Annotated in this window: 21 protein-coding genes; 9 read left to right on the top strand and 12 right to left on the bottom strand. The window is 67.2% G+C overall.

Annotated elements, in window-relative coordinates; all coding sequences use genetic code 11:
* Positions 1-28 precede the first annotated feature (28 nt).
* On the top strand, positions 29-520 hold the full coding sequence (locus tag ACFQ36_RS00200; RefSeq protein WP_377009368.1) for a cupin domain-containing protein: 492 nt from the start codon (positions 29-31) through the stop codon (positions 518-520).
* Here the strand turns inward: ACFQ36_RS00200 and ACFQ36_RS00205 are convergent.
* The 9 genes from ACFQ36_RS00205 to ACFQ36_RS00245 form a co-directional block, all read right to left on the bottom strand.
* Positions 465-1,556: an isocitrate/isopropylmalate dehydrogenase family protein gene (locus ACFQ36_RS00205; protein ID WP_377009370.1), complete on the bottom strand. Its 1,092-nt coding sequence runs from the start codon at positions 1,554-1,556 to the stop codon at positions 465-467. The genes ACFQ36_RS00200 and ACFQ36_RS00205 overlap by 56 nt on opposite strands.
* A gap of 277 nt (positions 1,557-1,833) precedes the next feature.
* Positions 1,834-3,228, bottom strand: coding sequence for an NAD-dependent succinate-semialdehyde dehydrogenase (locus tag ACFQ36_RS00210; RefSeq protein WP_377009372.1), 1,395 nt, complete (start codon positions 3,226-3,228; stop codon positions 1,834-1,836).
* Between the two features lie 17 nt (positions 3,229-3,245).
* Complete coding sequence (locus ACFQ36_RS00215; RefSeq protein ID WP_377009374.1) at positions 3,246-4,013, bottom strand: gamma-glutamyl-gamma-aminobutyrate hydrolase family protein; 768 nt, start codon at positions 4,011-4,013, stop codon at positions 3,246-3,248.
* On the bottom strand, positions 4,010-4,396 hold the full coding sequence (locus ACFQ36_RS00220; RefSeq protein WP_377009376.1) for a cupin domain-containing protein: 387 nt from the start codon (positions 4,394-4,396) through the stop codon (positions 4,010-4,012). The genes ACFQ36_RS00215 and ACFQ36_RS00220 overlap by 4 nt, the downstream gene beginning before the upstream one ends.
* A gap of 3 nt (positions 4,397-4,399) precedes the next feature.
* Positions 4,400-5,236 carry a fumarylacetoacetate hydrolase family protein gene (locus tag ACFQ36_RS00225; protein ID WP_377009378.1) on the bottom strand — a complete coding sequence of 279 codons (837 nt, stop codon included), beginning with the start codon at positions 5,234-5,236 and terminating at the stop codon, positions 4,400-4,402.
* Positions 5,237-5,512: 276 nt separating this feature from the next.
* Positions 5,513-7,825: an arylsulfatase gene (locus ACFQ36_RS00230; protein ID WP_377009380.1), complete on the bottom strand. Its 2,313-nt coding sequence runs from the start codon at positions 7,823-7,825 to the stop codon at positions 5,513-5,515.
* Between the two features lie 28 nt (positions 7,826-7,853).
* Positions 7,854-8,678 carry an ABC transporter ATP-binding protein gene (locus tag ACFQ36_RS00235; RefSeq protein ID WP_377009382.1) on the bottom strand — a complete coding sequence of 275 codons (825 nt, stop codon included), beginning with the start codon at positions 8,676-8,678 and terminating at the stop codon, positions 7,854-7,856.
* Positions 8,678-9,523, bottom strand: a complete 846-nt coding sequence (locus ACFQ36_RS00240; RefSeq protein WP_377009384.1) for an ABC transporter permease — start codon at positions 9,521-9,523, stop codon at positions 8,678-8,680. Before ACFQ36_RS00240 ends, ACFQ36_RS00235 begins: the two co-directional genes overlap by 1 nt.
* Positions 9,520-10,299 carry an ABC transporter permease gene (locus ACFQ36_RS00245; RefSeq protein WP_377009386.1) on the bottom strand — a complete coding sequence of 260 codons (780 nt, stop codon included), beginning with the start codon at positions 10,297-10,299 and terminating at the stop codon, positions 9,520-9,522. Before ACFQ36_RS00245 ends, ACFQ36_RS00240 begins: the two co-directional genes overlap by 4 nt.
* Positions 10,300-10,726: 427 nt before the next feature.
* Between ACFQ36_RS00245 and ACFQ36_RS00250 the strand changes: the two genes are divergently transcribed.
* Entirely contained in the window at positions 10,727-11,296 is a 570-nt protein-coding gene (locus tag ACFQ36_RS00250; RefSeq protein ID WP_377009388.1) for a helix-turn-helix domain-containing protein, read from the top strand.
* A 230-nt stretch (positions 11,297-11,526) separates the two neighbouring features.
* Here the strand turns inward: ACFQ36_RS00250 and ACFQ36_RS00255 are convergent, their stop codons facing one another.
* Together ACFQ36_RS00255 and ACFQ36_RS00260 are read right to left on the bottom strand one after the other, a co-directional pair.
* On the bottom strand, positions 11,527-12,960 hold the full coding sequence (locus tag ACFQ36_RS00255; RefSeq protein ID WP_377009390.1) for an MFS transporter: 1,434 nt from the start codon (positions 12,958-12,960) through the stop codon (positions 11,527-11,529).
* A gap of 150 nt (positions 12,961-13,110) precedes the next feature.
* Complete coding sequence (locus tag ACFQ36_RS00260; protein WP_377009392.1) at positions 13,111-14,436, bottom strand: glutamine synthetase family protein; 1,326 nt, start codon at positions 14,434-14,436, stop codon at positions 13,111-13,113.
* Positions 14,437-14,577: 141 nt separating this feature from the next.
* On the opposite strand from ACFQ36_RS00260, the gene ACFQ36_RS00265 reads away from it, so the two are divergent.
* From ACFQ36_RS00265 to ACFQ36_RS00285, 5 genes are all read left to right on the top strand, one after another.
* A complete protein-coding gene (locus tag ACFQ36_RS00265) occupies positions 14,578-15,513 on the top strand; it encodes a VOC family protein (RefSeq protein WP_377009394.1) in 936 nt (311 codons plus the stop codon).
* 15 nt (positions 15,514-15,528) lie between these two features.
* Positions 15,529-16,551, top strand: a complete 1,023-nt coding sequence (locus ACFQ36_RS00270; protein WP_377009396.1) for a hypothetical protein — start codon at positions 15,529-15,531, stop codon at positions 16,549-16,551.
* A gap of 232 nt (positions 16,552-16,783) precedes the next feature.
* Positions 16,784-17,293, top strand: coding sequence for a flavin reductase family protein (locus ACFQ36_RS00275; protein WP_377009398.1), 510 nt, complete (start codon positions 16,784-16,786; stop codon positions 17,291-17,293).
* Between the two features lie 76 nt (positions 17,294-17,369).
* On the top strand, positions 17,370-18,203 hold the full coding sequence (locus ACFQ36_RS00280) for a VOC family protein (protein ID WP_377009400.1): 834 nt from the start codon (positions 17,370-17,372) through the stop codon (positions 18,201-18,203).
* A gap of 160 nt (positions 18,204-18,363) precedes the next feature.
* Positions 18,364-19,815: an APC family permease gene (locus ACFQ36_RS00285; RefSeq protein WP_377009402.1), complete on the top strand. Its 1,452-nt coding sequence runs from the start codon at positions 18,364-18,366 to the stop codon at positions 19,813-19,815.
* A 100-nt stretch (positions 19,816-19,915) separates the two neighbouring features.
* Here ACFQ36_RS00285 and ACFQ36_RS00290 read toward each other — a convergent pair whose 3' ends face one another.
* A complete protein-coding gene (locus ACFQ36_RS00290) occupies positions 19,916-21,013 on the bottom strand; it encodes a PucR family transcriptional regulator (protein WP_377009404.1) in 1,098 nt (365 codons plus the stop codon).
* Between the two features lie 294 nt (positions 21,014-21,307).
* Between ACFQ36_RS00290 and ACFQ36_RS00295 the strand changes: the two genes are divergently transcribed.
* Positions 21,308-22,630 (top strand): acyl-CoA dehydrogenase family protein, encoded by a 1,323-nt coding sequence (locus ACFQ36_RS00295; protein ID WP_377009406.1) that lies wholly within the window; start codon positions 21,308-21,310, stop codon positions 22,628-22,630.
* A gap of 32 nt (positions 22,631-22,662) precedes the next feature.
* Positions 22,663-23,436 (top strand): VOC family protein, encoded by a 774-nt coding sequence (locus ACFQ36_RS00300; protein ID WP_377009409.1) that lies wholly within the window; start codon positions 22,663-22,665, stop codon positions 23,434-23,436.
* Positions 23,437-23,457 lie beyond the last annotated feature (21 nt).

Below are 23,457 nucleotides of genomic sequence, written 5' to 3' on the forward strand. Positions count from 1 at the left end.
ACCCCATTCAAAGGAGATGGTGACAAACATGAACCTGCAGCATTTCGCCGCGGTAAACTTCGATGAAATCGGCCTGGGGGATCTGGATCCGGGTGCCATGCCTCCGTATACGGAAGTGTTCGGCTCCCCGACGATGCAGATGGCAGTCCTCTTCGGTGACGGCGAAGGAGCCGGAACTGTTGCCGCGTGGACCTGCGACCAGGACGGATTCTCCTACAAGGATCTTCCCTCGCCCGAAACGGCCTTTATCGTGGACGGCTCGTTGCGCCTCACCCACGAAAACGGCACCACTAAAGAGGTTCGGGCCGGTGAAGGTTACCTCCTTTCCGCGGGCTGGAGCGGAACCGTGGAAGTGGTCGAGCCCGTGCGAAAGATCTTCATCCTGCTCTGGGACCAGCGAACCTGGAGCTTTAAGGGCCGGTCCGGAGTTGCGCGCGTCCGGGCCGGCCCTTCCAAATCAGGACCTATGCCTGGGAAAGGGCGGTGGGAGTGTCGAGCCAGGCACGGATCGCCTCGGTGACCTCCCGCGTGCCGGCGCTGCCGCCGATGTCGGGTGTGCGCGGTCCCCGGACCAGGGTGGCTTCCACGGCGGCATCGATGGCGGCCGCGGCCTTGAGCAGGCGCTCGTCGCCGCGGCGCTGTCCCAGCCACCGCAGCATCATCGCGCCCGACAGGATCGCGGCCACGGGGTTGGCCAGGCCCTTCCCGGCGATGTCGGGGGCAGATCCGTGGCTGGGCTGGAACACGCCCCGCGTCCCGCTGACGTCCCCGGAGGGGGCGACCCCCAGGCCGCCGACGACGCCGGCGGCTACCTCGGAGGCGATGTCCCCGAAGATGTTCTCGCTCACCACGACGTCGAACCGCTCGGGTGCGGTGACCAGCAGCATCATGCCCGCGTCGACGTAGAGGCATTCGGACTCGATCCCGGGATGGCGGGTGGCCACCTCGAGGAAGATGCTGCGCAGGAAGGCCTGGCTGCGCAGCGCGTTGGCTTTGTCGAGCAGGGTTACCCGCCCCGGCGACCGGCCTGCCGCACGCCGCCGAGGCGCCTCCCGGAAGGCGAGCTCGAACAATTTCTCGCTGGTGGCCCGCGTAATCGTCATGCGGTCACTGGCGGAGTTTGGTGAGGACTCCGCCTGGTCATGGCGGCCGGCGAACAGCCCTTCGGTGGTCTCGCGGATCACGAGCATGTCGACCCCCGGTGCATCCACGCGGCTGGGCACCCCGGGGTATCGGCGGCACGGGCGCAGGCTCGCGAAAAGCCCGAACCGGTCCCGCAGATCAACCTGCGGTCCCTCCTCGGTGCCGTCGGGCCGGCGTACCGAGGGAATGCCCATGGCCCCCAACAGCACCGCGTCCGCGGTCTCCAGGGCCGCAAACGTTGCCTCCGACATGCTCTCCCCGGTGTCGCGGTACAGCCCCGATCCGGCCGGATACTCTGTCAGTTCCAGCCGCACACCGGTGCGTTCCGCTGCTGCGCTCAACACCATGCAGGCCGCCGCGGTGACCTCCGGACCAATCCCGTCGCCCGGAAGAACCCCGATCCGATAACCCATAACAGTTACGCCCTTCTTCCCATGTAGTGGGATGCAGCATTCCAATGACTGGAAGACTGTAATGCATCCTCCTCGGACGGGCAGCGGGTCAGGCCGTTCCGCGGCCGTCGGCAGGCCACGCCTGCGACGGGAAGGGCCGGCCGCAGTGGAACAGTCCTTCACCCTTTTCAAACAACGGCGGGCATCGCCACCCGGTACGACAAGCTTGCGCTCACGTGCCGGGTGGCGATGCCCTCTATACCTGCCTGACCTGGCTATGCCGATAAGGAGGCATGCCTTAGATCCGCACCAGCTTCAGGTTCGCGAATTCGTCCAGGCCCCAGGGGCCGAGCTCGCGGCCGAAGCCGGATTTCTTGACCCCGCCGAAGGGCAGGTCGGGTTCGGAGTCCGGGGCCCGGTTGATGAAGACCATCCCGCACTCCAGCCGGTCCGCCAGGGCCACCGCGCGCTGCTCGTCGGTGCAGAACACCGAGGCGCCGAGGCCGTAGACGGAGTTGTTGGCCAGGTCCACGGCCTCATTCTCGCTCGCCACCCGGTAGACCACGATCACCGGGCCGAAGAGCTCCTCGTGGAAGACGCGCATGTCGTCCGTGACATCGGTGAGCACGGCGGGGGAGACGAAGGCGCCCGGGCCCGCCAGGCGCTCGCCGCCGGTGTGCAGCGTGGCACCCTGGGCGACGGCGTCGGCGATCTGCTCCACGATCTCGTCCGCTGCGGCGGCCGAGGACATCGGGGCAATCGTGGTGGCCGGATCGGCCGGGTCGCCCGGCACCAGCAAACGGGCCAGGCTGGAGATTTCCCGGACGAACTCCTCGTAAACCGTATCCATGACGAGCATGCGCTTGGGCGAGTTGCAGGCCTGGCCGGCATTGCTCAGGCGCGACTTGAACGCGGCCCTGGCCGTCGCGGCGACGTCATCGCTGTCGAGCACGATCAGCGGGTCCGAACCGCCCAGTTCCAGGACCACCTTCTTCAGGTGGCGGCCGGCGATTTCGGCCACGGCCGCCCCGGCCCGCTCGCTGCCGGTGAGGGAGATGCCCTGGATCCGGTCATCGGCAATGATCAGTTCCGTCTGCGACGTCGCGGCATAGAGGTTGACGTACGTGCCGGAGGGCAGGCCTGCCTCTTCAAGGACTTCGGCGATGGCCTGCGCGGAGGCCGGGCAGTTGGAGGCGTGCTTGATGAGGACCGTGTTGCCCAGGACCAGGTTCGGGGCGGCGAACCGGGCTACCTGGTACAGCGGGTAGTTCCAGGGCATGATGCCCAGCAGGGCGCCGACCGGCCGCTTCTGGATCAGCGCGCGGCCGCCACTGCGCGGGGGGAATTCCTGGTCTGCCAGCATGGCCGGGCCTTCGGTGCCGTAGTAGTCGAAGATCGCGGCGACGATGCCCAGCTCGCCCCTGGCCTCGGGTAGCCGCTTGCCCATCTCCCGGGTAATGATCGCGGCCAGTTCGTCGGCCCGCTCGGCGAACAGTTCGCCGGCACGCTTGACGCGCCGGGCACGTTCGGCCACCGGCACCGTGCGCCACTGGAGGAAGGCATGGTGGGCGGCGGCCACTGCCGCCAGGACTTCGTCATCGGTGGCGGTGGGGAAGGTTTCCAGTACGGTCCCCGTGGCCGGATCGGTCACCGCGTAACCGGCGGTACGGGTGGGGGTGGGGGTCTGCGTCATGGGTGGTCCTTATCTTGTCAGGGGTGCAGCGCAGCTTCCGCGGTCTTGGCTTCGGCCCGATACCGGCCGGCGGCGTCGACGAACGCCGTCAGCAACTGCAGGCCTTCGGGGTCCAGGCGTTCCTCCGGGTGCCATTGGACACCCAAAAGGAACGTGTCGTCGGGTGCCTCCAGGGCTTCGACGACGCCGTCGTCCGCGTAGGCGGTGGCCACGAGCCCTTCGCCCAGGGTGTCCACCGCCTGGTGGTGGTGGGCGGCGATGGGGAAGCTGCACGGGCCCAGGATGCCGGCGAGCCGGGTATCCGGTACCACGGTGACCGGGTGCGAGGTGAACTCGCCGACCGTATCGCGGTGCGGGGTCATGTCCAGCCGGTCGCCCAGGTGCTGCTCGAGGGTGCCGCCGAAGGCGACGTTGAGTACCTGCATGCCGCGGCAGGCGCCGAGTACCGGCATGCCGCGGTCGCGGGCGCCGCGGGCCAGGGCGATTTCCAGGTCGTCCCGGATCCGCAGCGGGGTGTCGTTCAGCGGGTGGTTCTCGCGCCCGTAGAGCGCGGCGTCCAGGTCGCGCCCGCCGGCCAGGAACACGCCGTCGGCCATGTCCAGCAGGCGTTCGGCATTGGCCAGCAGCATGTCGGTGGGCGGCAGCAGCACCGGCATGCCGCCGGCCTGTTCGACCGCCTGGACGTAGGTGTGCGGCAGGGCGTTGTTCGGGATGTTGGCCCACGCCCCGGTCGTGACGGACTTGCGGTCCGCCACGACCAGGATGAGCGGAGCGTTGCTGCTCACGCCACCTCCAGCCGGGAGTGCTCCAGCGGGGAGTGGTCGTGCCAGCAGGTGGTGCCCCAGGTGATGGCGAGCCAGACGGCGTTGGCGCCGTCGTCCGCCCCGTGCCAGTGGTTCTCGTCGGCAGGGGTCTGCACCAGGGTGCCCGGGACGATGCCGGTGTGCTCGCCGTCGTTGTTGCCCACGCGTCCGGTGCCGCTGACCAGGTAGAGCAGCTGGCCGCCCGGATGGGAGTGCCAGTTGGTGACGGCGCCGTCGCTGAAGTGCACGCGGGCGATGTCCGGCTCGGTGCCGTCGGGGGCCTCGAGCATCATCTCGAGCTGGACCGGGCCGGTGAACTTCCCGCCGTAGACGTAGTCCTTGTTGCCTTCGACGAAGAGTTCCATGGCTCAGGCCTCATTCCTGACCGGGTTGCTGATGGTGCCCACGCCGGCCACGGTGACCTCGACGACGTCGCCGTCGCGCAGGTAGCGCGGAGGCTTGCGCTCGTCGCCCACGCCGCCGGGGGTGCCGGTGGCGATGACATCGCCCGGCTCCAGGGTCAGGCCGCGGGAGAGGTATTCGATCAGGGTCGGGATGTCGAAGATCAGGTCCCGGGTGTTGCCCTTTTGCATGGTCTCGCCGTTGATCACGGTCTGCACGTCCACCGCGTCCTTGTCCGCCGCCGAGTCGACGCTGGCCACGACCGGGCCGAGCGGGGTGAAGGTGTCGAAGCTCTTGCCCAGGGTGAACTGCCTCATTGGGGTCTCCAGCTGGGCACGGCGGCCGGAGACGTCGTTGAGGGCGGTGAAGCCGCCGACGTAGTCCCAGGCGTCTTCCTTGGCCACGCGGTAGCCGCGCTTGGAGATGACGATGCCCACCTCGCCCTCGAAGTCCGGGCGGGTTTCCTCGCGCGGGATGACGATGGCGTCGTTCGGGCCGGTGATGGAGGAGGGGAACTTGGCGAAGACCACCGGGGCGTCCGGGTGCTTGAGGTTGGTTTCCTCCACGTGGGACTGGTAGTTCAGGCCGATGGCGATCAGCTTGCGCGGGCGGACCGGGGCCAAAACCTTCACGTCCTTGAGTGCGTAGCTGGTGCCGGCGGCGTTCTTGACGTTTTCCCAGGCCTCGGGGGTGGAGTCGAAGCCGAGGGCCGGCGCGGCGCCGGCGTCGATGATGGTTTCGCCCTCGAGGCGGCCGAGGCGGACTTCGCCGGCGGCGGTTTCAAAACGGATTGCCTGAGTCATGACTGACCTCCGGTAACTGGGGGATGGATGATGGTCACTAAAAGAGTATATATGTAATTTTAAAACACACAACAAGGACCTCAGGTGGATCCGGATCCAAGACGAACTTTCCCGTACTGCGTTACCGGATGCAGCGTTACCGGATGCAGCCGCTGTTTGGCCGGGCGTAACTACCCCTTCGTGCTCCAGTCCGTCCCGGGCAGGGCCGGAGACGGGCGCAGGGCGCCGTCTCTGCCGGCGTCCTGCGCCCGCTGCTCGTGGCGGTCTGCGGCGGGGTTAGTCGAAGATGCTTTCCCGGTCCGTGGTCGCGGCGATGAGCACCTCAGGGTTGTAGTCCGCCTTCGGGCCCGGCAGGTAGGTGACCCGCAGCGGCGTGCCGGTCCAGGGGAAGTGGCCGTGGCGCCGGGAGAGGTCCCAGTCCACTGGGCCCGCCTGGTCCGCTCCAACGCTGATGCCGGTCATGGGCGCCAGCTGGAACAGGATCATGACCGAGGGCAGGCCGGCCACGGGGGAGCTGTCCACCAGGAGCTCGATCCGCCAGCGCAGGTCCGGCAGGATGTCCAAGCGGACCGATACCTCGGCCGGGCCGGCGGGCCGCGGAGCCGAAATGCGGTGGGGGCGGCCGTATTCGTTGTAGGTGAACCGCAGTTCGTTGTCCTCGATGAAGAGGACATAGCCTCCGCAGGGATCTCCGTGGGAGACGATCACGCCTTCGGCGTCGGAATCTTCCAGCCAGGTGCGGATTTCGAAGGAGCGCAGGTTCGTCAGCTTGCTGGACCGGTAGCGTTCCAGCGGGGCCGAGGCGTGTTCGAGGGTGACGGGCTGTTCATAGGCCAGCTCCGTGTCCGGCCGGTAGTGCATCATGGTGCCGTCGTCGATCGGGTAGACCCCGTTCTGCAGGGCGGCGTCCTGCCACCGCTCCGCCAGTTCGGCGACGATGTCCGGCCGAAAACCGGCCAGGTTCCGGGTTTCGGTCGGGTCCTCGGCCAGGTCGTAGAGCTCCCACTCGTCATGGCTGAGCCGTTCCCCGTAGGCGTGCTCGGTGACCAGCTTCCACCGTCCCGAGACAAAGAACCGGTGCCCGATGAACTCGGAGTACTGCTCCTGCCGGGTTGCCGGCAGCCGCGGATCGCGCAGCCACGGATCGAAGGAGACACCGTCCACCGGCGGGGCATCCAGGCCGTGCCGGCCGGTCAGCATCGGCACCCCGGCCAGGGTGAGGACGGTTTGTCCGACGTCGGTGACGTAGGCGAACTGGTCCCGGATGCCGTCATCGCCTGCGGCCCGGGGCAGTCCGGCCGGCCAGGAGATGACCAGCGGCGCGCGGACACCGCCGCCGAAGGTGTGGCCCTTGTAGTACCGGAACGGGGTGTTGGACACGTTGCCCCAGCCGCGCGGGTAATGCACCGCCGAGCGCGGCCCGCCCAGGTCCTCCAGGTCCATGGGGATGTCGCTTTCCCAGCCGGCGGGGATCTGGTCGACCTCGATGAACTGGCTGAGGTAGCTGCGGGTTCCCTCGCCGCCGCCCTCCCCGGAGCCGCCGTTGTCCGAGGTGAAGACAATGATGGTGTTCTCGTACTGGCCGGTGGACTTCAGGTGCTCGACGAGCCGGCCGAGGTTCTGGTCGATGTTGTCCACGGCCCCGGCATAGATGGCCATGTACCGGGCATAGCGTTCCTGCTCTTCCCCGGTCAGCTGGTCCCAAGGGCTGATGCCGAGGCCGGCTTCGGAAGGTTCGGGCAGGGGCGTGCCGGCGGGGAAGAGTCCGCGCCGGATCTGTTCGGCGTGCCGCGCCCGGCGCACCGCATCCCAGCCTTGGTTGTAGGTGTCCTTGTATTTGCCGATGTCCTCCGGTTTGGCCTGCAGCGGTCCGTGGACCGCGTGGTGGGCGTAGTAGAGGAAGAAGGGCTTGTCCGGCTCCGAGGCCTTGAGCGTGCGCAGCATGTCCAGGGCCTGGCCGGTCAAATCGTCAGTGAGGAAATAGTCCTCGGGGTACTGGTCCACCGGGACCGTGCTGTTGTCGCGGGTCAGCCGGTGCGGGGTGAAGAGCTGGGTAAAACCTTCCATGGACCCGAAGTAGCGGTCGAAGCCGCGCTGGCAGGGCCAGGAGGACTTGTCCGCCCCGTCGTGCATCTTCGATTCCTTGGTCAGGTGCCACTTGCCCACCATGTACGTGGCGTAGCCGGCCGACCGGAAGCTTTCGGCAATGGTGGGCATGTTCTCGGCCAGCTCCAGGGTGCTGTGCGGGTAGCCGGGGTCGCCGTGCGCCACCGACGCGAAGCCGGCCCGGTGCGGGTTCAGCCCCGTCAGCAGGCAGGCCCGCGCCGGGGAGCACACCGGCGTGGTGTGGTAGTTCGTCAGCAGGTAGCCGTCGGAGGCCAGTTCTTCCAGCGCAGGCGTGTCGATTTCGCTGCCGTACGGCGAGGTATCGCTATAGCCCATGTCGTCGACCAGGACGACGACGACGTTCGGCGCGGAGCCGTCGTAGCGGCGCAGTCCGGGCCAGTCCGGGGTGGACTCCGCGGCCGTCTCCCGGATCACGCCCCGGAAGGGCGGCAGGTAGGAATTGGAGTTGACAGGGAGTTCCATCGTGGCTTTGGGCGCCTTTCGTCAGGTGCTAGTGGGCGTCGTGGATGAGCTGCAGGACGTGGGTGCGCAGCCGGGTGAATTCGGGCAGGGCGCGGGTGGTGATCTGGTTGCGGTCCCCGGGCAGTTCCACCGGCAGGATTTCGGTGACGACGGCGGGCTTGCGTCCGATGACGATGATGCGGTCGGACAGGTACACGGCCTCGTCGATGTCGTGGGTGACCACGACGATGGTCATGCCGTACTGCTCGCGGATGCGCAGGCAGAGGTCCTCGAGTTCGAAGCGGGTCTGGGCATCCACGGAGGCGAAGGGCTCGTCCATGACCAGGATCTCGGGCCGGTAGGCCAGCGCCCGGGCGATGGCCACGCGCTGCTGCATGCCGCCGGAGAGCTGCCAGGGGTACTTGGACGCGGCGCCGGCCAGGCCCACGGCGGCCAGGGCCTCGTCGATGCGGGCGTTCTCCTCGGCCCGGCCCAGCCGCAGGTGGCGCAGGGGCAGGCGCACGTTCTGGCGCACGTTCAGCCAGGCCATCAGCGAGCGGGTGTACTCCTGGAACACCAGGGCCATTTCCGGCGGGGGTCCCTGCACGGGACGGCCGTCGATGGCGATCTGCCCGGCGGTGAGCGGGTGCAGGCCGGCCAGGCACTTGAGCAGGGTGGTCTTGCCGACCCCGGACGGGCCGACGATGCAGGCGATTTCCCCGGCGGAAACTTCGAAGGTCAGGTCCCCGATCACCGGCACGGCCGCCGGGCCGGCGCCGTAGGACTTGGCCAGGGAGGTCGCGGCCAGGCGTACCGGGACAGCGGACGGGGCGGGGGAAACGGCGGGGGCGGGGCTTTCGGACAGGTGTGTCATCAGGAGGCTCCAAGCTTCTGGGCGTCAAAGTACCAGGACAGGATCCGGGTCTTGGCGAGATCGAACAGGGCGTTGGCGGCGTAGCCGAGGAATCCGAGCAGCAGGATCCCGGCCCACATGTCCGCGGTGGCGAAGGACTGCTGGGCCAGCAGGGTCAGGCCCCCGATCCCGGTGGACGGGCCGAGCATTTCGGAGGCGACCATGACAATGAAGGCGTTCTGCAGGCTCACCTGGATGCCGGAGAAGATCATCGGGCTGGCCGCCGGCAGGTTCAGCTGGAAAATCCGTTCCGGCCCGGAGAGCCGGTAGCTGCGGCCCACGTCCCGCAGCAGCGGGTCCACCGAGCGCAGCCCGTCCACGGTGGCGATCAGCGTGGGGAAGACCGCAGCCAGGACAATGCTGAAAACCCTCGTTTCGTTGCCGTAGCCCAGGACCGCCACAAAGATCGGGACCACGGCCACCGGCGGGATCGCCCGCCAGAAGTGGATGAGCGGGTCGGCCAGCCAGGACAGCGGCTTGATGCCGGCGAGCAGGAACCCGGCCGCCAGGCCGGCGGCCACGGCAATCCCGAAGCCGGCCACGAGGTTGCCCAGGCTGGGCAGCACGTCGCTGAGCATATGGTCGAACAGCCACAGTTCCCGGAACCGGACCAGGATCTCGGCCAGCGGCGGAAAGAACGCATTGGTCGAGGATGCCGACAGGGTCCACCAGGCGAGGATGAGCAGGACCGGGACACCGATTTCCACGGCCAGCAGGAAGGCCCGCGTCGGGCCGGAGCGGCGCACCCGGGCAGTCTTTCGGGCCGGCTTAGGGGCGGCAGCCTGTGCGGTAGGCACGCTGGTCATGATGCAATCTCCGTTCGCTGCGAGGGATGCCAGTGCATGATCTTCTTCTCCAGCAGCACGCTGCCGGACTGGAACGCCAGGCCGAGCAGGCCCGTGATCACCACGATGGCGAAGACATCCGTGTGTGCTCCCGCCGAGGTCGCGCGCAGCAGCGTCCTGCCGATGCCCGGCCCGCCGCCGAAGAGCCCGGCGACGACGGCGATCATCAGCGCGCCCGGGGCACAGATCCGCACCGAACTGGCAATGAAGGCCATGGCGGAGGGAAGGATGATGCGGACCAGGGTCTCGAACTTCCCCATCCCATAGGAGCGTGCCGTATCCAGGGCCACGGGATCGGTGTCTGCGACGCCCGCAGCGGTCTGGATCAGGATCGGGAGCGCGCAGCCGAAGACGACCAGGAACAGGCTCATCTCGAACTTCGGGCCCAGGACCAGCACCACCACGGGGAGGATGACGATGACGGGGATGGGCTTGAGGAACTCCAGGGCCGCCCTGGTGGCATGATGGAGGACGTGCGAGGTGCCGATGGCAATACCGGCGGCCACGCCCAGGACAATGGCCAGGAAGAATCCTGCGAGGGAAATAACCAGCGTGTCCCAGATCGCGGCCCAGAGCCGCTTATCGCCGAGCATTTCGCCCAGCCGCCCCAGGGTCTCCCACATCGGCGGGATGGTATTTCCGAAGCGTCCGGTTTGGGCAACTGCCTCCCAGGCGGCCAGCGCCAGGACGAGGCTGAGGACGCCGAGTAGGAATTTGGGGGATTTGATCGTTGTCATGGCGGTCTTCCTATTTCATGACCGGCTGGGGGAAGTCAGGCTGCTCATCGAGGAATCCGACGCCGTCCATGGGCCGGTCCACGGTGTGGAGGCCTGCAGCCGCCAGGCCCGCGGCCCGCCGAGCGGCGGGATCTCTGTTCTGCTCATCGCGATGCATCCCTTCAAGCCAGGAAGTCTGCGTTTGTTTTAAAAGTACTATTGTTCGATTTAAGAATATAAGATGTGACTCGCACCACGGTCAAGACGGGGCGGAATATTAACCGGAGGCGTCCGGCCGGCCTCAATTAGCCCAATTGCCGCGCCGGCGGGGCTAGGTTCCCTTGCCAGCCGTGTCGTTTACTATAAAAACTAACAGTCCTCCCGCAGGACTCTCCGCGGCCGGTAGCGGTCTTCAATGGCTTCATCAGGGCAGGCAGAAATGGACGGCATGAACGACCACATTGAGGCGCTTTCGGCTAACGTTCGGCGGCTGCGCGAAACCCACGGGCTGTCCCTGTCCGAACTGGGGGAGCGGTCAGGAGTGGCCAAGGCGACCCTGTTCAAGGTCGAACGGGGCCAGACCAATCCGACGCTGGAGACCATGCTGGCCATTGCCCGGACCTTCGACGTGACGGTCCCTGACCTGATTGCGTTGCCGGAGCGTGCTCCGGTGGAGGTCTTGCACGATGGCGAGGGCGAGGACATCTCGGATGCCGCCTCCTTCGGGCATATCCTGCGCAGCCAGGTCATCGGTGCCGGCACCTTGGAGATCCACGCCCAAATCTTCAAGGACGGAGTGGGTGAGGTCTCCGCCTCCCACGGTGCCGGGGCCCGCGAGCATGTCTTCGTCCGGGCCGGCAAGATCCGTCTGGGGCCGGTGGGCCACGAGGTGCTGCTGGCCGAGGGCGACTACGCCACCTATCCGGCGGACCGGACGCACCGCTGGCAGGCGGAAAACGGTGACGCCTCCGTGTGGATCGTCCACACCTTCCCCCGCGCCGCAGCCTTCAACGAATAACGGCAGCCCGGAACGAGCCCCGGTTCCGCGCGCCGCGCCCGACCAGCAGGGCCACTACCGCGGTCAGCAGGTCAGCAGGCCTAGCCTCACATAGGCGTCCGGCGCGGTCCTGCGAGGCAGTTTGGTGGTGATTGCCCTTCCCTCCTGCCTTTAGGCATTCGGCCGGTGCCAACCAGGCCCCGAGGTCTTCGACATCCCGGCCTGGATGCCGCTGCGGAATCGGCTCGAGGTCAGGCCGACGTCGGCGATTTTTCCGAAGCTGGGCTGTCCGCTGTCTTGCCGCGCAGGATTCGTGCGAGCAGAACCATGGTGGACGCCGTGATAATCCAGGTCAGGGCAAGCAGCCAGGAATATCCGGCTACCAGACCTGAAATATTGTCCCGGCCCACCGGACCCGTACTCCGGAATGCCGCCAGCAGGCTGCCGAGCAGGGCGACGGCCAGGAGGGCGCCGAGTTCGTAGGAGACCTCCTCGATGGCGGACGCCATCCCTGCCCGGTGCGGCGGGGCCCCGTTAATAATGGAGAGGGAAGCGATGGTCATCGTCAGTCCCACGCCGAATCCAGCCAAGAGCAGGGCAGCGGCTACTGCAGGCACGAGTGTCGGCGGCGAAAGGAGGACCACCAGCAACCCAACCAGGACTGCAGTGAAGCCGCCGATCAGCAGCCTCCTGACCGGCTGGCGGTGGGCAAGTGCGCTTGCCAGGAAGCTCGCCGGAAGCGCTCCCAGGGCTATGGCGCTCACCAGCAGTCCCGCCTGCAGCGGGCTGTATCCGTCGGCAAGCTGGTACCGCTGCGTAATCAGCAGTTGGAGTCCTGCCATGATGAACATCGTAATGAGTGCGGCCACGACGCCTGAGGCGAACTGCGGCTGCCGGAACAGTTGAAGGTCAAGCAGCGGGTGTTCCATCACCCGCTGCCGCCTCACGAAGAGCCACCCGGCAATTGCCGCAACGCATGCGGCACACGAGGCGCTGACCGGATCGGCGGCAGCAGAAGACTTAATCGCAAATACCAAACCGGCGAGGGCTGCAGTTGCCTGGAGGCTGGAGATTGCGTTCCAGCGGCTGTGCGGGTTGGGCTCGTCGTGAGGCGCGACTGCCGATGCCAGCCCTATGGCAATCAGTACGATGGGAACGTTGATCAGGAAAACCGAGCCCCACCAGAAGTGTTCAAGCAGCACCCCTCCCACCATCGGACCAAAGGCAGCTGCGATCAACGCCGTGCTGCTCCACGTTGCCACCGCGACGCTGCGTTCCCTGTCATCGGTAAACGTTAATCTGATAAGAGCCAGTGTCGCAGGCATCATGGCGGCAGCCCCCAGTGCCAGCAGGCCGCGTGACGCGATGAGGATGCCGCTCGTCGGGGCAAACGCGGCAAGGAGCGAGGCGGCACCGAACACTGTGATCCCAACCAGGAACATGCGGCGATGCCCGATCCTGTCTCCCAGGGTTCCGGCGCCAAGGAGGAAGCCGGCCATCACGAGCGGATAGGCGTTGATGATCCACAGGGTGTCCGACGGCGTCGCGCCAAGCTCTGCCGTCAAAGTCGGGAGCGCGGTGTACAGCACCGAATTGTCAAGGGCGATAAGCATCAGACCGAGGCTCACAGTGACCAGGGTAAGCCAGCGGTAGCCGGCCCTTTCGCGGCGGAACGATGATTTCATGCAGACACTTTCGGCTTGAAGGTGCTGGGAGATATGGCCACTGATACAGTCTGCCGGATTGCGAAGAATCAACGGCATGGGGGTGTCCGGCCCGCAGTGGGCCGGGCACCCCCATGCGGGCCAGTAGAGCGGCCGCGGATATCTTCCGGCTTAGACGTGGCGCCGGTACAGGTTCCACTCCCAGTCGGTCACCGTGGCTTCGAAGGCTTCAATCTCGCGGCGCTTTAGCGCGGCGTAGACGGCGGTGAACTCGTCGCCGAAGCCGGCCCGCAGCACCTCGTCGGCCTCGAGCGCGGCAACGGACTCGCCCAGGCTGCGCGGCAGCGGCTTCCCGGCCTCGTCCGGGACCAGGCCGCGCCGGATGCCGTCGGCGGCGGCGTGGATCATGGCGGCCATCAGCAGGTGCGATGAAGCACTGGCATCACCGGCGCGCAGTTCCAGCCGGGTCGCGCCTCCGCGTTCGGCCGGGACGCGGACGAAGGTGAACCGGTTGTCCTCTCCCCAGTTGCTGGTGCGCGGGCTCAGGCCGTTGCCGGTCAGGCGCTTGTAGGAGTTTACCGTCGGGGCGGCGAAGGCCATGATGGCCGGGGCATGCTGCTGGATGCCGGCGATGGCGGCCAGCGCCGCCGGGCTCAGCGCGCCGTCGGGGGCGGCAAAGACATTCTCGTCCTCCTGCCAGAGGGACAGGTGGACGTGCAGGCTGCTGCCTTCCTCGCCGGTGACGGGCTTGGCCATGAAATTGGCTTCCAGGCCTTCAATGACGGCCAGCTCCTTGATGCCGGTCTTGAGCAGGAAGGCCGAGTCGGCGGCGGACAGTGCCTCGTTGTGGGCGAGGTTGATCTCGAACTGGCCGGGGGAGAACTCCCGGTTGACCACGGTCACGCCGATGTTCATCTCGATCAGCTGCCGGTGGATCCGGCCCACGGCCCCGTCCGGGTCGGTGATCCGGTCCATGGTGTAGGAGACGCCGTCGGGCGCGTACGGCGTCCGGCTGCCGGTCCCGTCCTTGCGGAAGAGATAGAACTCCGGCTCGCCGGCCGCCACCGCGCGCAGGCCCAGGTCTTCGTGCAGCCGGGCCGTGGCCGCGGCCAGCTGGCTGCGCGGGCACAGGGCCGAGGGCTTCCCGTCCTCGGACAGGCGGGCCAGGACCCAGAGCGAATCGGATTCCCACGGCGGCACGAAGGCGGTGTCCATGTCCAGGTAGGCGTGCTGGTCCGGGTGGTTGGCCAGCGCGGGGAATTCCTTCTCGTCCACCGGGACCCCGAGCAGGTCTTCGGCATTGGCCATCTTGGAATAGGCAATGCCTTTGGCCAGGCCCGGCAGCGAGGACACCGGGTACTGCTTGCCGCGCTGGCGACCGAACAGGTCCGCGTGGATCACCCGGATGACCTGGATGCCGCGGGCCAGGAGTTGGTCGAGGTAGTCGGCGTCGAAGGCCGGCCGCGTTGCGTCGCGGTCAAGCAGGGGACTGGTCATGGTCGCCTTCCTTATACATGTGGAGAACTATTGCCGGTACAACCGTTGGTGATTATAGTAGTATTGACGTTCAGCAAAGTAAACAAGCTTGCGGCGCAAAAACCCGGACTGCCGGGGCCGGACACAGTAAAAGGAGCAACAATGATCAAGCTGCACGACATCGACCACGTGCTCATGGGCGTCGAGGACCTGGACGCCTCCACCCATCAGTGGGAAGACGAGTTCGGCCTGACCCAGGTCGGCCGGGAAGGCAGGCAGAGCCTGCTGGCCTGCAACTACGAAAACCCCTCGCTGATCCTGCAGCAGGCCGCGAAGCCGGGCATTATCCACGCCGCGTACCAGCTGGCGCCGGGCTTCAGCCTCGACGAGGCCGAAAAGCACCTGAAGGAGCACCGGGTCCAGTACACCCGCTCCGAGGCGGGGGTCACCTTCGCGGACCTGGAAGGCAACGGCATCCAGTTCGTCGAATACCGCCCGAAGCAGGGCCAGGACAAGTTCCCCCGCGAATGGCGCCAGACCACCCGCAACCACCGGATCGGCGCCCCGCGCAGGCTCGGCCACGTCAACTACCTGACCGGCGACATCCACCGGCAGGTGGACTTCTACCTCAACGTGGTCGGGATGAAGCTGGCCGACAAGCTCGGTGCCAACGCCGGGGCATTCCTGCACATCGGCGCGGACCATCACGTGATGGCGTTCGTGAACACCGGCGATGCGCACTTCCACCACATCGCCTTCGACATGCTGGACTGGGGCCAGATCCGCCAGTCCTTCGACCACCTGGCCCAGTACGGCCGTGTCATGCCCTGGGGCCCGGTGCGCCACGGCATCGGCGGCAACCTGGCCGGCTACGTCCGGCTGCCCGAAGGCGACTGCTTCATCGAGCTCTACTGCGACATGGAGCAGCTCGATGCCACCCACGAACCGCGCGAGTACCCGGACGACCGGCACTCCTCCAACGTCTGGGGGCTGCTGCCGCCGCGCTCGTACTTCCGCTTCGACAAGGAAAGCATCGAGGCCGAACGTGAATCCCTTCAGTCCATCTGGGAGAAGCAGCCGGCGCTGCTGGGCGACTAACAAACAGGAGAAGCCATGAGCCATCCCCGCTACCTGATATTCGGCCTTGGGGCCGCGGGTGCGTCCGCCTGCGCTTCGCTGATCGACGACAGCGCGGAGATCGTCGGCGCCTTCACCCGGTCCAGCCACGTGGGCGAGGACCTGGGGAAGGTGGTCGGGCGCGTCCCCTGCGGCTTGGCCGTGAGCCCCGTTTCGGACTTCACGGCCACCCGCGGCATGGCCGACGTTGCCTTGTTCTTCACGACGACGGCGCTGACGGACCTGCTGGGCCCGGCGAAGGAATGCCTGGCGGCAGGCATCAACGTCCTCACCATCGGCGAGGACGCGCTGTATCCGTGGGACTACGACCCGGTCACTGCCGCCGAACTCGACGCCGCGGGCAAGGCGGGCGGGGCGACGCTGCTGGGCACCGGGATCAACGACGTCGTCATGGCCCGGCTGCCGGTCCTGCTCGCCGGCCTGGTCCACGGCGCCGAACGGATCGAGATCGAATGCGCCGGGGACTTCGGCGCCTTCGGCCCGGAACTGCTCAGGATCCTGCAGATCGGTGTCAGGCCCGAGGAGTACCATCCCGCCGCCCATGAGGGACAGGACGTGATCTCGCGCCAGTGCGCCCGGATGATCGCCGGGCTGGCCGGACTGCAGGTGGTGTCCGAGGACGTGCGGCTGGAACCCACCGTCGCGTCCGTTCCGCTGCCCGTTCCGGCCCTGGACCTGGTCCTGGAACCGGGGCTGGTCACCGGCTCGGTGGAAACGGCGGCCCTGGCCACGTCCGAGGGCGTGCAGATCGAGGTCCGTCTCATCGGCAAGGTCTTCGAACCCGGCGAGGAGGAATACGCGGTCGCCACGGTGCATGTCCCGTCGCTGGCCGAACCGGTCTCACTGCGCGTGAGCCCGCTGCCGGGCATCGAAGCCACCGCCGGCATTGCGCTTAGCCGCATTCCGGATGTCCTGGCCGCCCCGCCGGGCTTCCCCCGCGCGGAGGAGCTTCCGAACCTGCGGTTCCGAAGCCTGAAGCCGGCTGATCCGGCATCGTAGGCGCAGAAGACCTGTCCCTGTTGCAGGGCCCGGATCCGGTGGTGCACCGGATCCGGGCCCTGCGGCTTGTCTGGCAGTTCCGCTGCCCGGTTGTGCACACAGGACAAGCCGGCCGCGCATCCTTGTGGTTTGTTACATCGCCCGGCATCAGTTGGGAGCCCAGACTGGTGGTACAGCGCGGCAGTAGAGCACACGCCGCCGCGACAGCATCCAATCCAGCGAAAGGACAGCCATGACCGCCCTCGCCACCCCCGAATCGGTTCTCCGGCTCGCCGAGCCGACCCGCGAGCAGGTAAAGGCCGCTTTTTCCCAGTTCCCCAGCGGCGTCGTCGCCTTGGCGGCGTTGGTGGAGGGGCGGCCGGCAGGTTTCGCGGCGTCGTCGTTCGCCGCGGTATCCATGGACCCGGCTCTGGTGTCCGTCTGCATCCAGAACGGTTCCTCGACCTGGGAGAAACTGCGCAGCGGCGGCCGGATCGGCATTTCCATCCTCGCCGAAACACAGGACAAGGCCGTTTTCCAGCTGGCCGGCCGGGGCGACCGGTTCTCCGGCGTGGACATTACCGAGCTGTCGTCCGGCGCGGTGCTGATCGGCGGCGCGTCGGCCTGGCTGGAATGCTCCCTGGTGCAGGAGGTCGCCGCCGGCGACCACTGTATTGCGCTCCTGAGCGTCCACCGGCTGCAGACGGAGGACGAAATCCCGCTGGTGTACCACCGCGCCGCGGTCCACCGGCTGGCTTCCTGAAATGGGGCGGGGCCGGGCTGCTCTTCAGGAGGTGCTTCCGGAGCCCGGAAGCACCTCCATCAGGCATACTCGAGGTATGAGTGCCGCAATGTCGCCCGCCAGGCTGGTCGGTCTTGAGCTGATTGCCGAAGACACCGAAGCCAGCTCCGAGTTCTATGCCTGGCTGGTCGGCGGTGCCTCGGAGGGCGATGTGTGGGACACCTGGCAGCGCCTGTCCGGCAGCGGGGTACGTTCCGTCCGGGTCCCCGAGCCGGAGGGCCCGCCGCCGGGCTGGATCCCGGTCTTCCACGTCGACGACGTCCGCGCGGCCCAGCAGCGCGCCGCCGAGCGCGGGGGCCAGGGCCGGGACCTTCGGGGGCCCGACGGAAAATCCAGGGCGTACTGCGTGGACTCGTTCGGGGTCTGGACGGGGCTGAGCGACAGCGCGAACGACAGCGCCGACGCCATCGGGGCCACCAACTGCGACTACTCCACGGCCGACGCACCGGCCGCGGCCGGGTTCTATGCCCACCTGCTCAATGCCAGGGCTGATGCGGTGGTGGACGATCCCTACCATTTCCACCTGATCCACACCGGTCCGGTCGAAGCAGCCGGCATCGTCAGTTTCCGGGGGCCCCTCGACTACAGCCGCATGACCAAATGGCTGGTGTACTTGGCGGTTGATGACGTGGACCGGGTGGCAGCCCGGGGGATCGAAGCCGGGGCCAGGATCGTGGTCCCGGCCAATAACACCGTCTACAACCGGTACGCCGTTCTGGAGGATCCCTTCGGGCAGCTGTTCGGGCTCAGCCGTCCCCTGCCCCCGGAATCCTATGGCGTTGCGCACATCCGGGACGGCGAACGGCTGGTGTCCCTGTTCGACGTCGTGCATGTGCACGCGGAAGAAGTTAACGCCAGGTATCCCCAGTAGCCGCTAAGGGCGTGCACGCGGGACAGTTCTTTTGGCGACGGTTGTCCTCGGCGCACATAGGTCCGGGCTGGGAATCTGCCTAATGTTCAAAGCACGTTTTGTGCCGGGGAACACAAAGCGCATTCTCCTGGATTCTCCTATGCGAAAGGCTTTTGCCGTCATGACCCAAAACAGCGCGGTAAGCGCCGAGTCGCCGCCCGACGTCGGCCACCGGCTAACAGGCAATCTCGGGACTGCCTCCATTGTCTTCATGGTGGTGGCCGTGGCCGCCCCGCTCACGGTTGTCGCCGGGGCATCGATCAACCTGCTGATTTCCAACGGCCCCGGGATTACCTTCGCCTACGCCGTCGGCACCCTGATTATGTGCCTCTTTATTACCGGGTTCTGCGCCATGACCCCGCACGTGAAGAATCCGGGGGCTTTCTATTCCTACGTCGGCGAGGGGATCGGCCCCCGCGCCGGTGCGGGGGCGGCCTTCGTCGCCATGCTGACCTACTTCTGCGTCCAGGTCGGGGTCTACGCCTATATGGGGTTTATGCTGGGCGACCTGGTGCAGAAATGGACGGGCGGCGCGGCGCCCGAAATCCCCTGGTGGGCCTACGTCGCGGCAGGCATCGTCGTGACCGCCTACTTCAGCTACCGCAATATCGACCTGAGCGCCAAGGTCCTGGCCTTCGCCCTGATCACCGAAGCGGCGCTGGTGCTGATCATCAATGTCGCGGTCGTTCTCCAGGGCGGCGGGCCCGAAGGCCTGTCCGCCACCTCCTGGCTGGCACCGGAGGTTATTTTCACGCCCGCCCTGGGCCTGGCGGTGATGTTCGGCATCGGTGTCTTCATGGGCATCGAGTCGACGGCAATCTTCCGCGACGAGGCCCGCAATCCGGAGCGCACCATTCCGCGGGCCACCTACATTGCCGTGATCGGCACGGGCATTTTCTACGTCCTGGCCCTCTGGTCGCTGCTGCAGGCCTGGGGCGTGAACGGACTGGTCCCGGCAGCCGAACAGAATCCGGGCGACCTGTACTTGGCGACGGCGGCTGCCTTCCTGGGCAAGGTCTTCTCCGAGATTGTCCAGGTGTTCCTGATCATTTCCATGTTCGCCTGCGTGCTCTCCCTGCAGAACGTGACCTCCCGGTACATGCACTCGCTGGCCAACGCCGGACTGCTGCCGGGCAAGCTGGGCATCGTCCATGAGAAGCACCGTTCGCCCAGCTTCGCTTCCCTGGTGTCCACCGGCGTCGTGACGGCTGCCCTGCTCGTGTGGGTGCTGCTGGGCATGGACCCGGTGCTGCAGGTCTTCCCCTGGCACATTGCCGTCGGCACCATCAGCGTGATGGCTCTCTTCGTCATCACCAGCATTGCCGTGATCCGCTACTTCCGTCGCACCAAGGCCGACACCAGGCCGTGGCAGACCCTGGTTGCGCCCGCCCTGGCCGTGGCCGTGATCGGACTCGTCCTGGTGCTGACCTATGCCAATTTCGGCATCCTGACCGGCGAAGTCCCGGCCATCACCAGCATCGCCCTGCAGGTGCTCCCGGTGGTTGCGTTCCTCATTGGCGTCGCCCTCGACCGGCGGCGCCGCAGCCGGAACCTGTCCGCAGCCCTTCAGTAGCGGGCCGCCAGAGCCGGTTGGTCCGGCCAACGCGCACGGGGCGCCTGCCGGATGGAACGTTCGGCAGGAGCCCCGTCAGCGTTCCCGGACACCGGCCCGGTCAGTCTCCGTCCGCGGCAGGCGCACCGGTTTCAAGCGCCTGGAGCGCCAGCCAGAGGTTGCTGAGCTGCCGGGTGCCGTCAATGCCGTGGCCCAGCAGGTCGACGATCTGCCGCAGCCGGTACCTGAGGGTGTTGCGGTGGATGAACAGGGCGTCTGCAGCCGCATTGAGTGAACGGTCTGCGGTAAGGAAGGCGTGCAGGGTGCGGACCAGTTCGGTGCCGTGCCCGGCATCGTAGTCCAGCAGGGGCCGCAGGGCCGCCGCGGCGATGTCCCGGACCGGGACGGCGGTAGTAGTCAGGGTCAGCAGGTGGCCCAGGTCCACCATGCTGGGGTATTGGATGCCGGTGCCGGATTCGGACGCGGACAGGGCCTCGAAATAGCCCGCACGGATGCCCCCGGTGCCCGTGTAGGCGGTACTGATCCCGACCGAAGCCTCGGATCCGACCTCCTGCAGGTGCCTGAGGAGGTACTGGGCAATCCGGTCCACCATGGGATCGTCGGGCACCAGCATGAAAATACGGCCTTCGACGACGACGCGGATGAACGGCTCATGCTGGTTGCTCAGGAGCGCGTGGATATTCCACGGCACGGAAATCAACCGTTCGCGCCGCATGCGGGCCTGCCCCAGCAGCACACGGTACCGGCGGTTCGGATCGAAACCCAGGCTGCGCAGCCGGGTGCTGCTTTCCTGCAGGCTAACCCGGTTGTGGACGAGGTCTTCGATGACATGCTGGGTCAGCTCCCGCCGGCCTTCCTGGCGGGCACGGAGCCGTCCGACCTCCAGGGTTACCAGATCCACCCCTGCCTCAAGCAGGCGGGCGCTGTTGCCGATGGTGGCCGCGGCCAGGATGGCCACGGGTTCGTTCTCCACGTGCACCCGGCGCGCCGTGACGGAGGATTCGGGGTCCGGATCCAGGCTGATGGCCAGGACCCGGCTGTAATCCCACAGGGTGCGGGACGGGGCGGCGGCCAGGGTGTTGCCGTTCAGGTCGAACAGCGCCGTGCTGGCCCCGGTGCCCTGGTGCAGGGCCGCAACAATAGCCTGCAGGCCACCCTGCCGTGCGGCGCGGATGAGCGCCCACAGTTCGTTGTCCAACGGGGCAGCCTGCGCGCCTGCTGCCGGCCCAGGGTTTGGGGGCGCCGGCATGGCACGGGGGATACGCGCCGAAAAGTCCTGCATCCAGGCCTCATTAGGGTGTCGACGAAGATCGTTACGTCCGAGTGTACAGAATGCACTAGAAGCTGGACCGATTCTGCAACCGATTGTGCACCAGGTACTACCGCAGGCCATAGGCTTGTCGCTGCGGGACATTGTTGGTCCTCTCCGTCACTTCCAGAATTGATCCAACGCCGATCAACCCGTTACTTCGACCACGATGGAGACAGCAACATGACCAGAGCGTCCGTCACTACCCAGGCCCCCGCCGCTGCGGCTGCGGCCGCGTCCGCGGCCGCAGCGGCGGTATCCTTCGAACCAGGCCTGGCCGGCCCGTTCAGCCTCCAGGTCCCGACGGAAAAGGACCCGGGCATCCGGTTCGAACTCGAGCGCCTGCTGGCCCGCGCCCGGGACATCCGCCCGCGCCTGCGCGAAGCCCAGGCGCAGACTGAAATCGACGGCCAGTACTCGCAGGAAGTGCACGAGTACTTCCTCAAGCACGGCTTCTACCGCATGCTGCAGCCGAAGATGTTCGGCGGGCTCGAGCTCGGCGTGTCCGCGTTCTACCAGGTAATTGCCGAGATCGCCCGGGGCTGCCCCTCCACCGCCTGGTGCCTGTCGCTGTCCGTGGGCCACTCGCTGACCCTGGGCTCCTTCTTCGAGGAGCGGGCCCAGCGTGAAGTGTTCGGCGAGAACGGCTACATGATCTGCCCGGCCAGCGGCAACGGCAAGAACATGACGGTGGAAAGGGTCGATGGCGGCTGGGAAGTCAGCGGCTTCTGGCGCTACTGCTCCGGGGCCCCGTACTCCACCCACTTCATGGCCACCGCCTACCTGCCCGGGGAAGAGCCCGGGGGCCCGGAGCGGCGGGTCTGGATGATCCTGCGCCGGGAAGACTACGAGGTCCAGGACGACTGGGGCCGTGTCATCGGCATGCGCGGTTCCGGGTCCAACAGCATTAAGGCGGAGAAGGCCTTCGTTCCGGACTACTGCATTTCCGAGGAAAACTGGACCGCGGCCACCTCCGGCGAGACCGTGGGCTCGAAGCTGCACAACAATCCGGTCTACGCCGGCACCTTCTTCGGCTTCGCCGAGGGGGAGGTGGCCGCCACCTCCGTCGGCCTGGGCTACGCGGCCGTCGACGAATTCGAAAAGATCATCCGGAACACCCGCCACCCGTGGATCAAGGACGGCGCCATGCGCGCCGAGTACGAGGAGTGGCAGCGGGTGCTGGGGATGGCGATCTCCTATGTGGACGCCGCCCAGTCCATCCTGGTCAACAGCTCCCGCCTGTTCGAAGAGTACGCAGCCCGCTCCGTCGCCGGGTTCGAGGCGTTCGACGAGTCCCGCTCCATGCGGCTGAACGGGGTTTACTTCGTGGCCGAGGAACTGGTCTTCAAAGCCGTGGACCTGATGCTGCACAACGCCGGCAGCCAGAACAGCGCCGACGGCGCGCCGCTGCAGCGCTACTTCCGCGACATCCTTACCACCCGCACCCGGACGGACACGTTCGAGCTGTTCTCGGTCAACACCGGCACCGCCCACCTGCAGGCCTGAACACTGAACCGCTGACGAAGGGAAACCACCGCATGACTACCGAAGCAAACCGGAAGACCTACAGTGCCGGAGCAACCGTCTGGCAGGAACTGACCGCTTCCTCGGCCGACGGCCTGGACGGCTTCTACCGCCAGGTCCTCGGCTGGGACCTGTTGCTCGACGGCGACACGGGCGTCTTCACCCTCGACGGCGTGCCCGTCGCCGGGCTGCGCATCGACCCGGCCGCCGGCCCCGCCGAGGCTGGCTGGAAGGTCTTCCTCGGCACCGGTGACGTCCCGGGCGCCGTCGAACGCGCGGTGGCCGCCGGCGCCGTCGTCGTCCAGGACCAGGTGGCACTGGCCGGAGTGGCAGGCTCCGCCGTCGTCCTCCGGGAACCGGAAGGTCCGCTGTTCGGCATCGCCTCCGTGGCGCCGGAAGAAGCCTCCGTGCCCTCGCCGGAACCCGGGCGCCTGGCCCTGGTGGACGTGATGAGCCACGACCTGCCGGCCGCCACCGCCTTCCAGCAGGCCCTGTTCCCGCAGAACGGGATCGAGCACGTGGAAGACGAGCTGAGCATCTTCCGCGACGCGCAGGGAGCCCCGCTGCGCGGCGTCAACGCCATCCACGAGGAGATGAAGGCCGTCCTGCCGCCGCACTGGCTGGCCTGGTTCGTGGTCGCCGACCAGGCCAAGGCGGCCGAAACCGCGCTTGCGGCCGGCGGCGGGGTCAACGTCCAGGACCAGCCGATCGCCTTCGGCCGCTGGGCCGTGGTGACCGACCCCTCCGGTGCCGCGTTCAAGGCCCTGGAGCTGGACCGGGAGATCTAACGGCACAAGGCAATCCACCGG

The sequence above is a fragment of the Arthrobacter sp. GCM10027362 genome (assembly GCF_042679445.1).
Classification (GTDB): Bacteria; Actinomycetota; Actinomycetes; order Actinomycetales; family Micrococcaceae; genus Crystallibacter.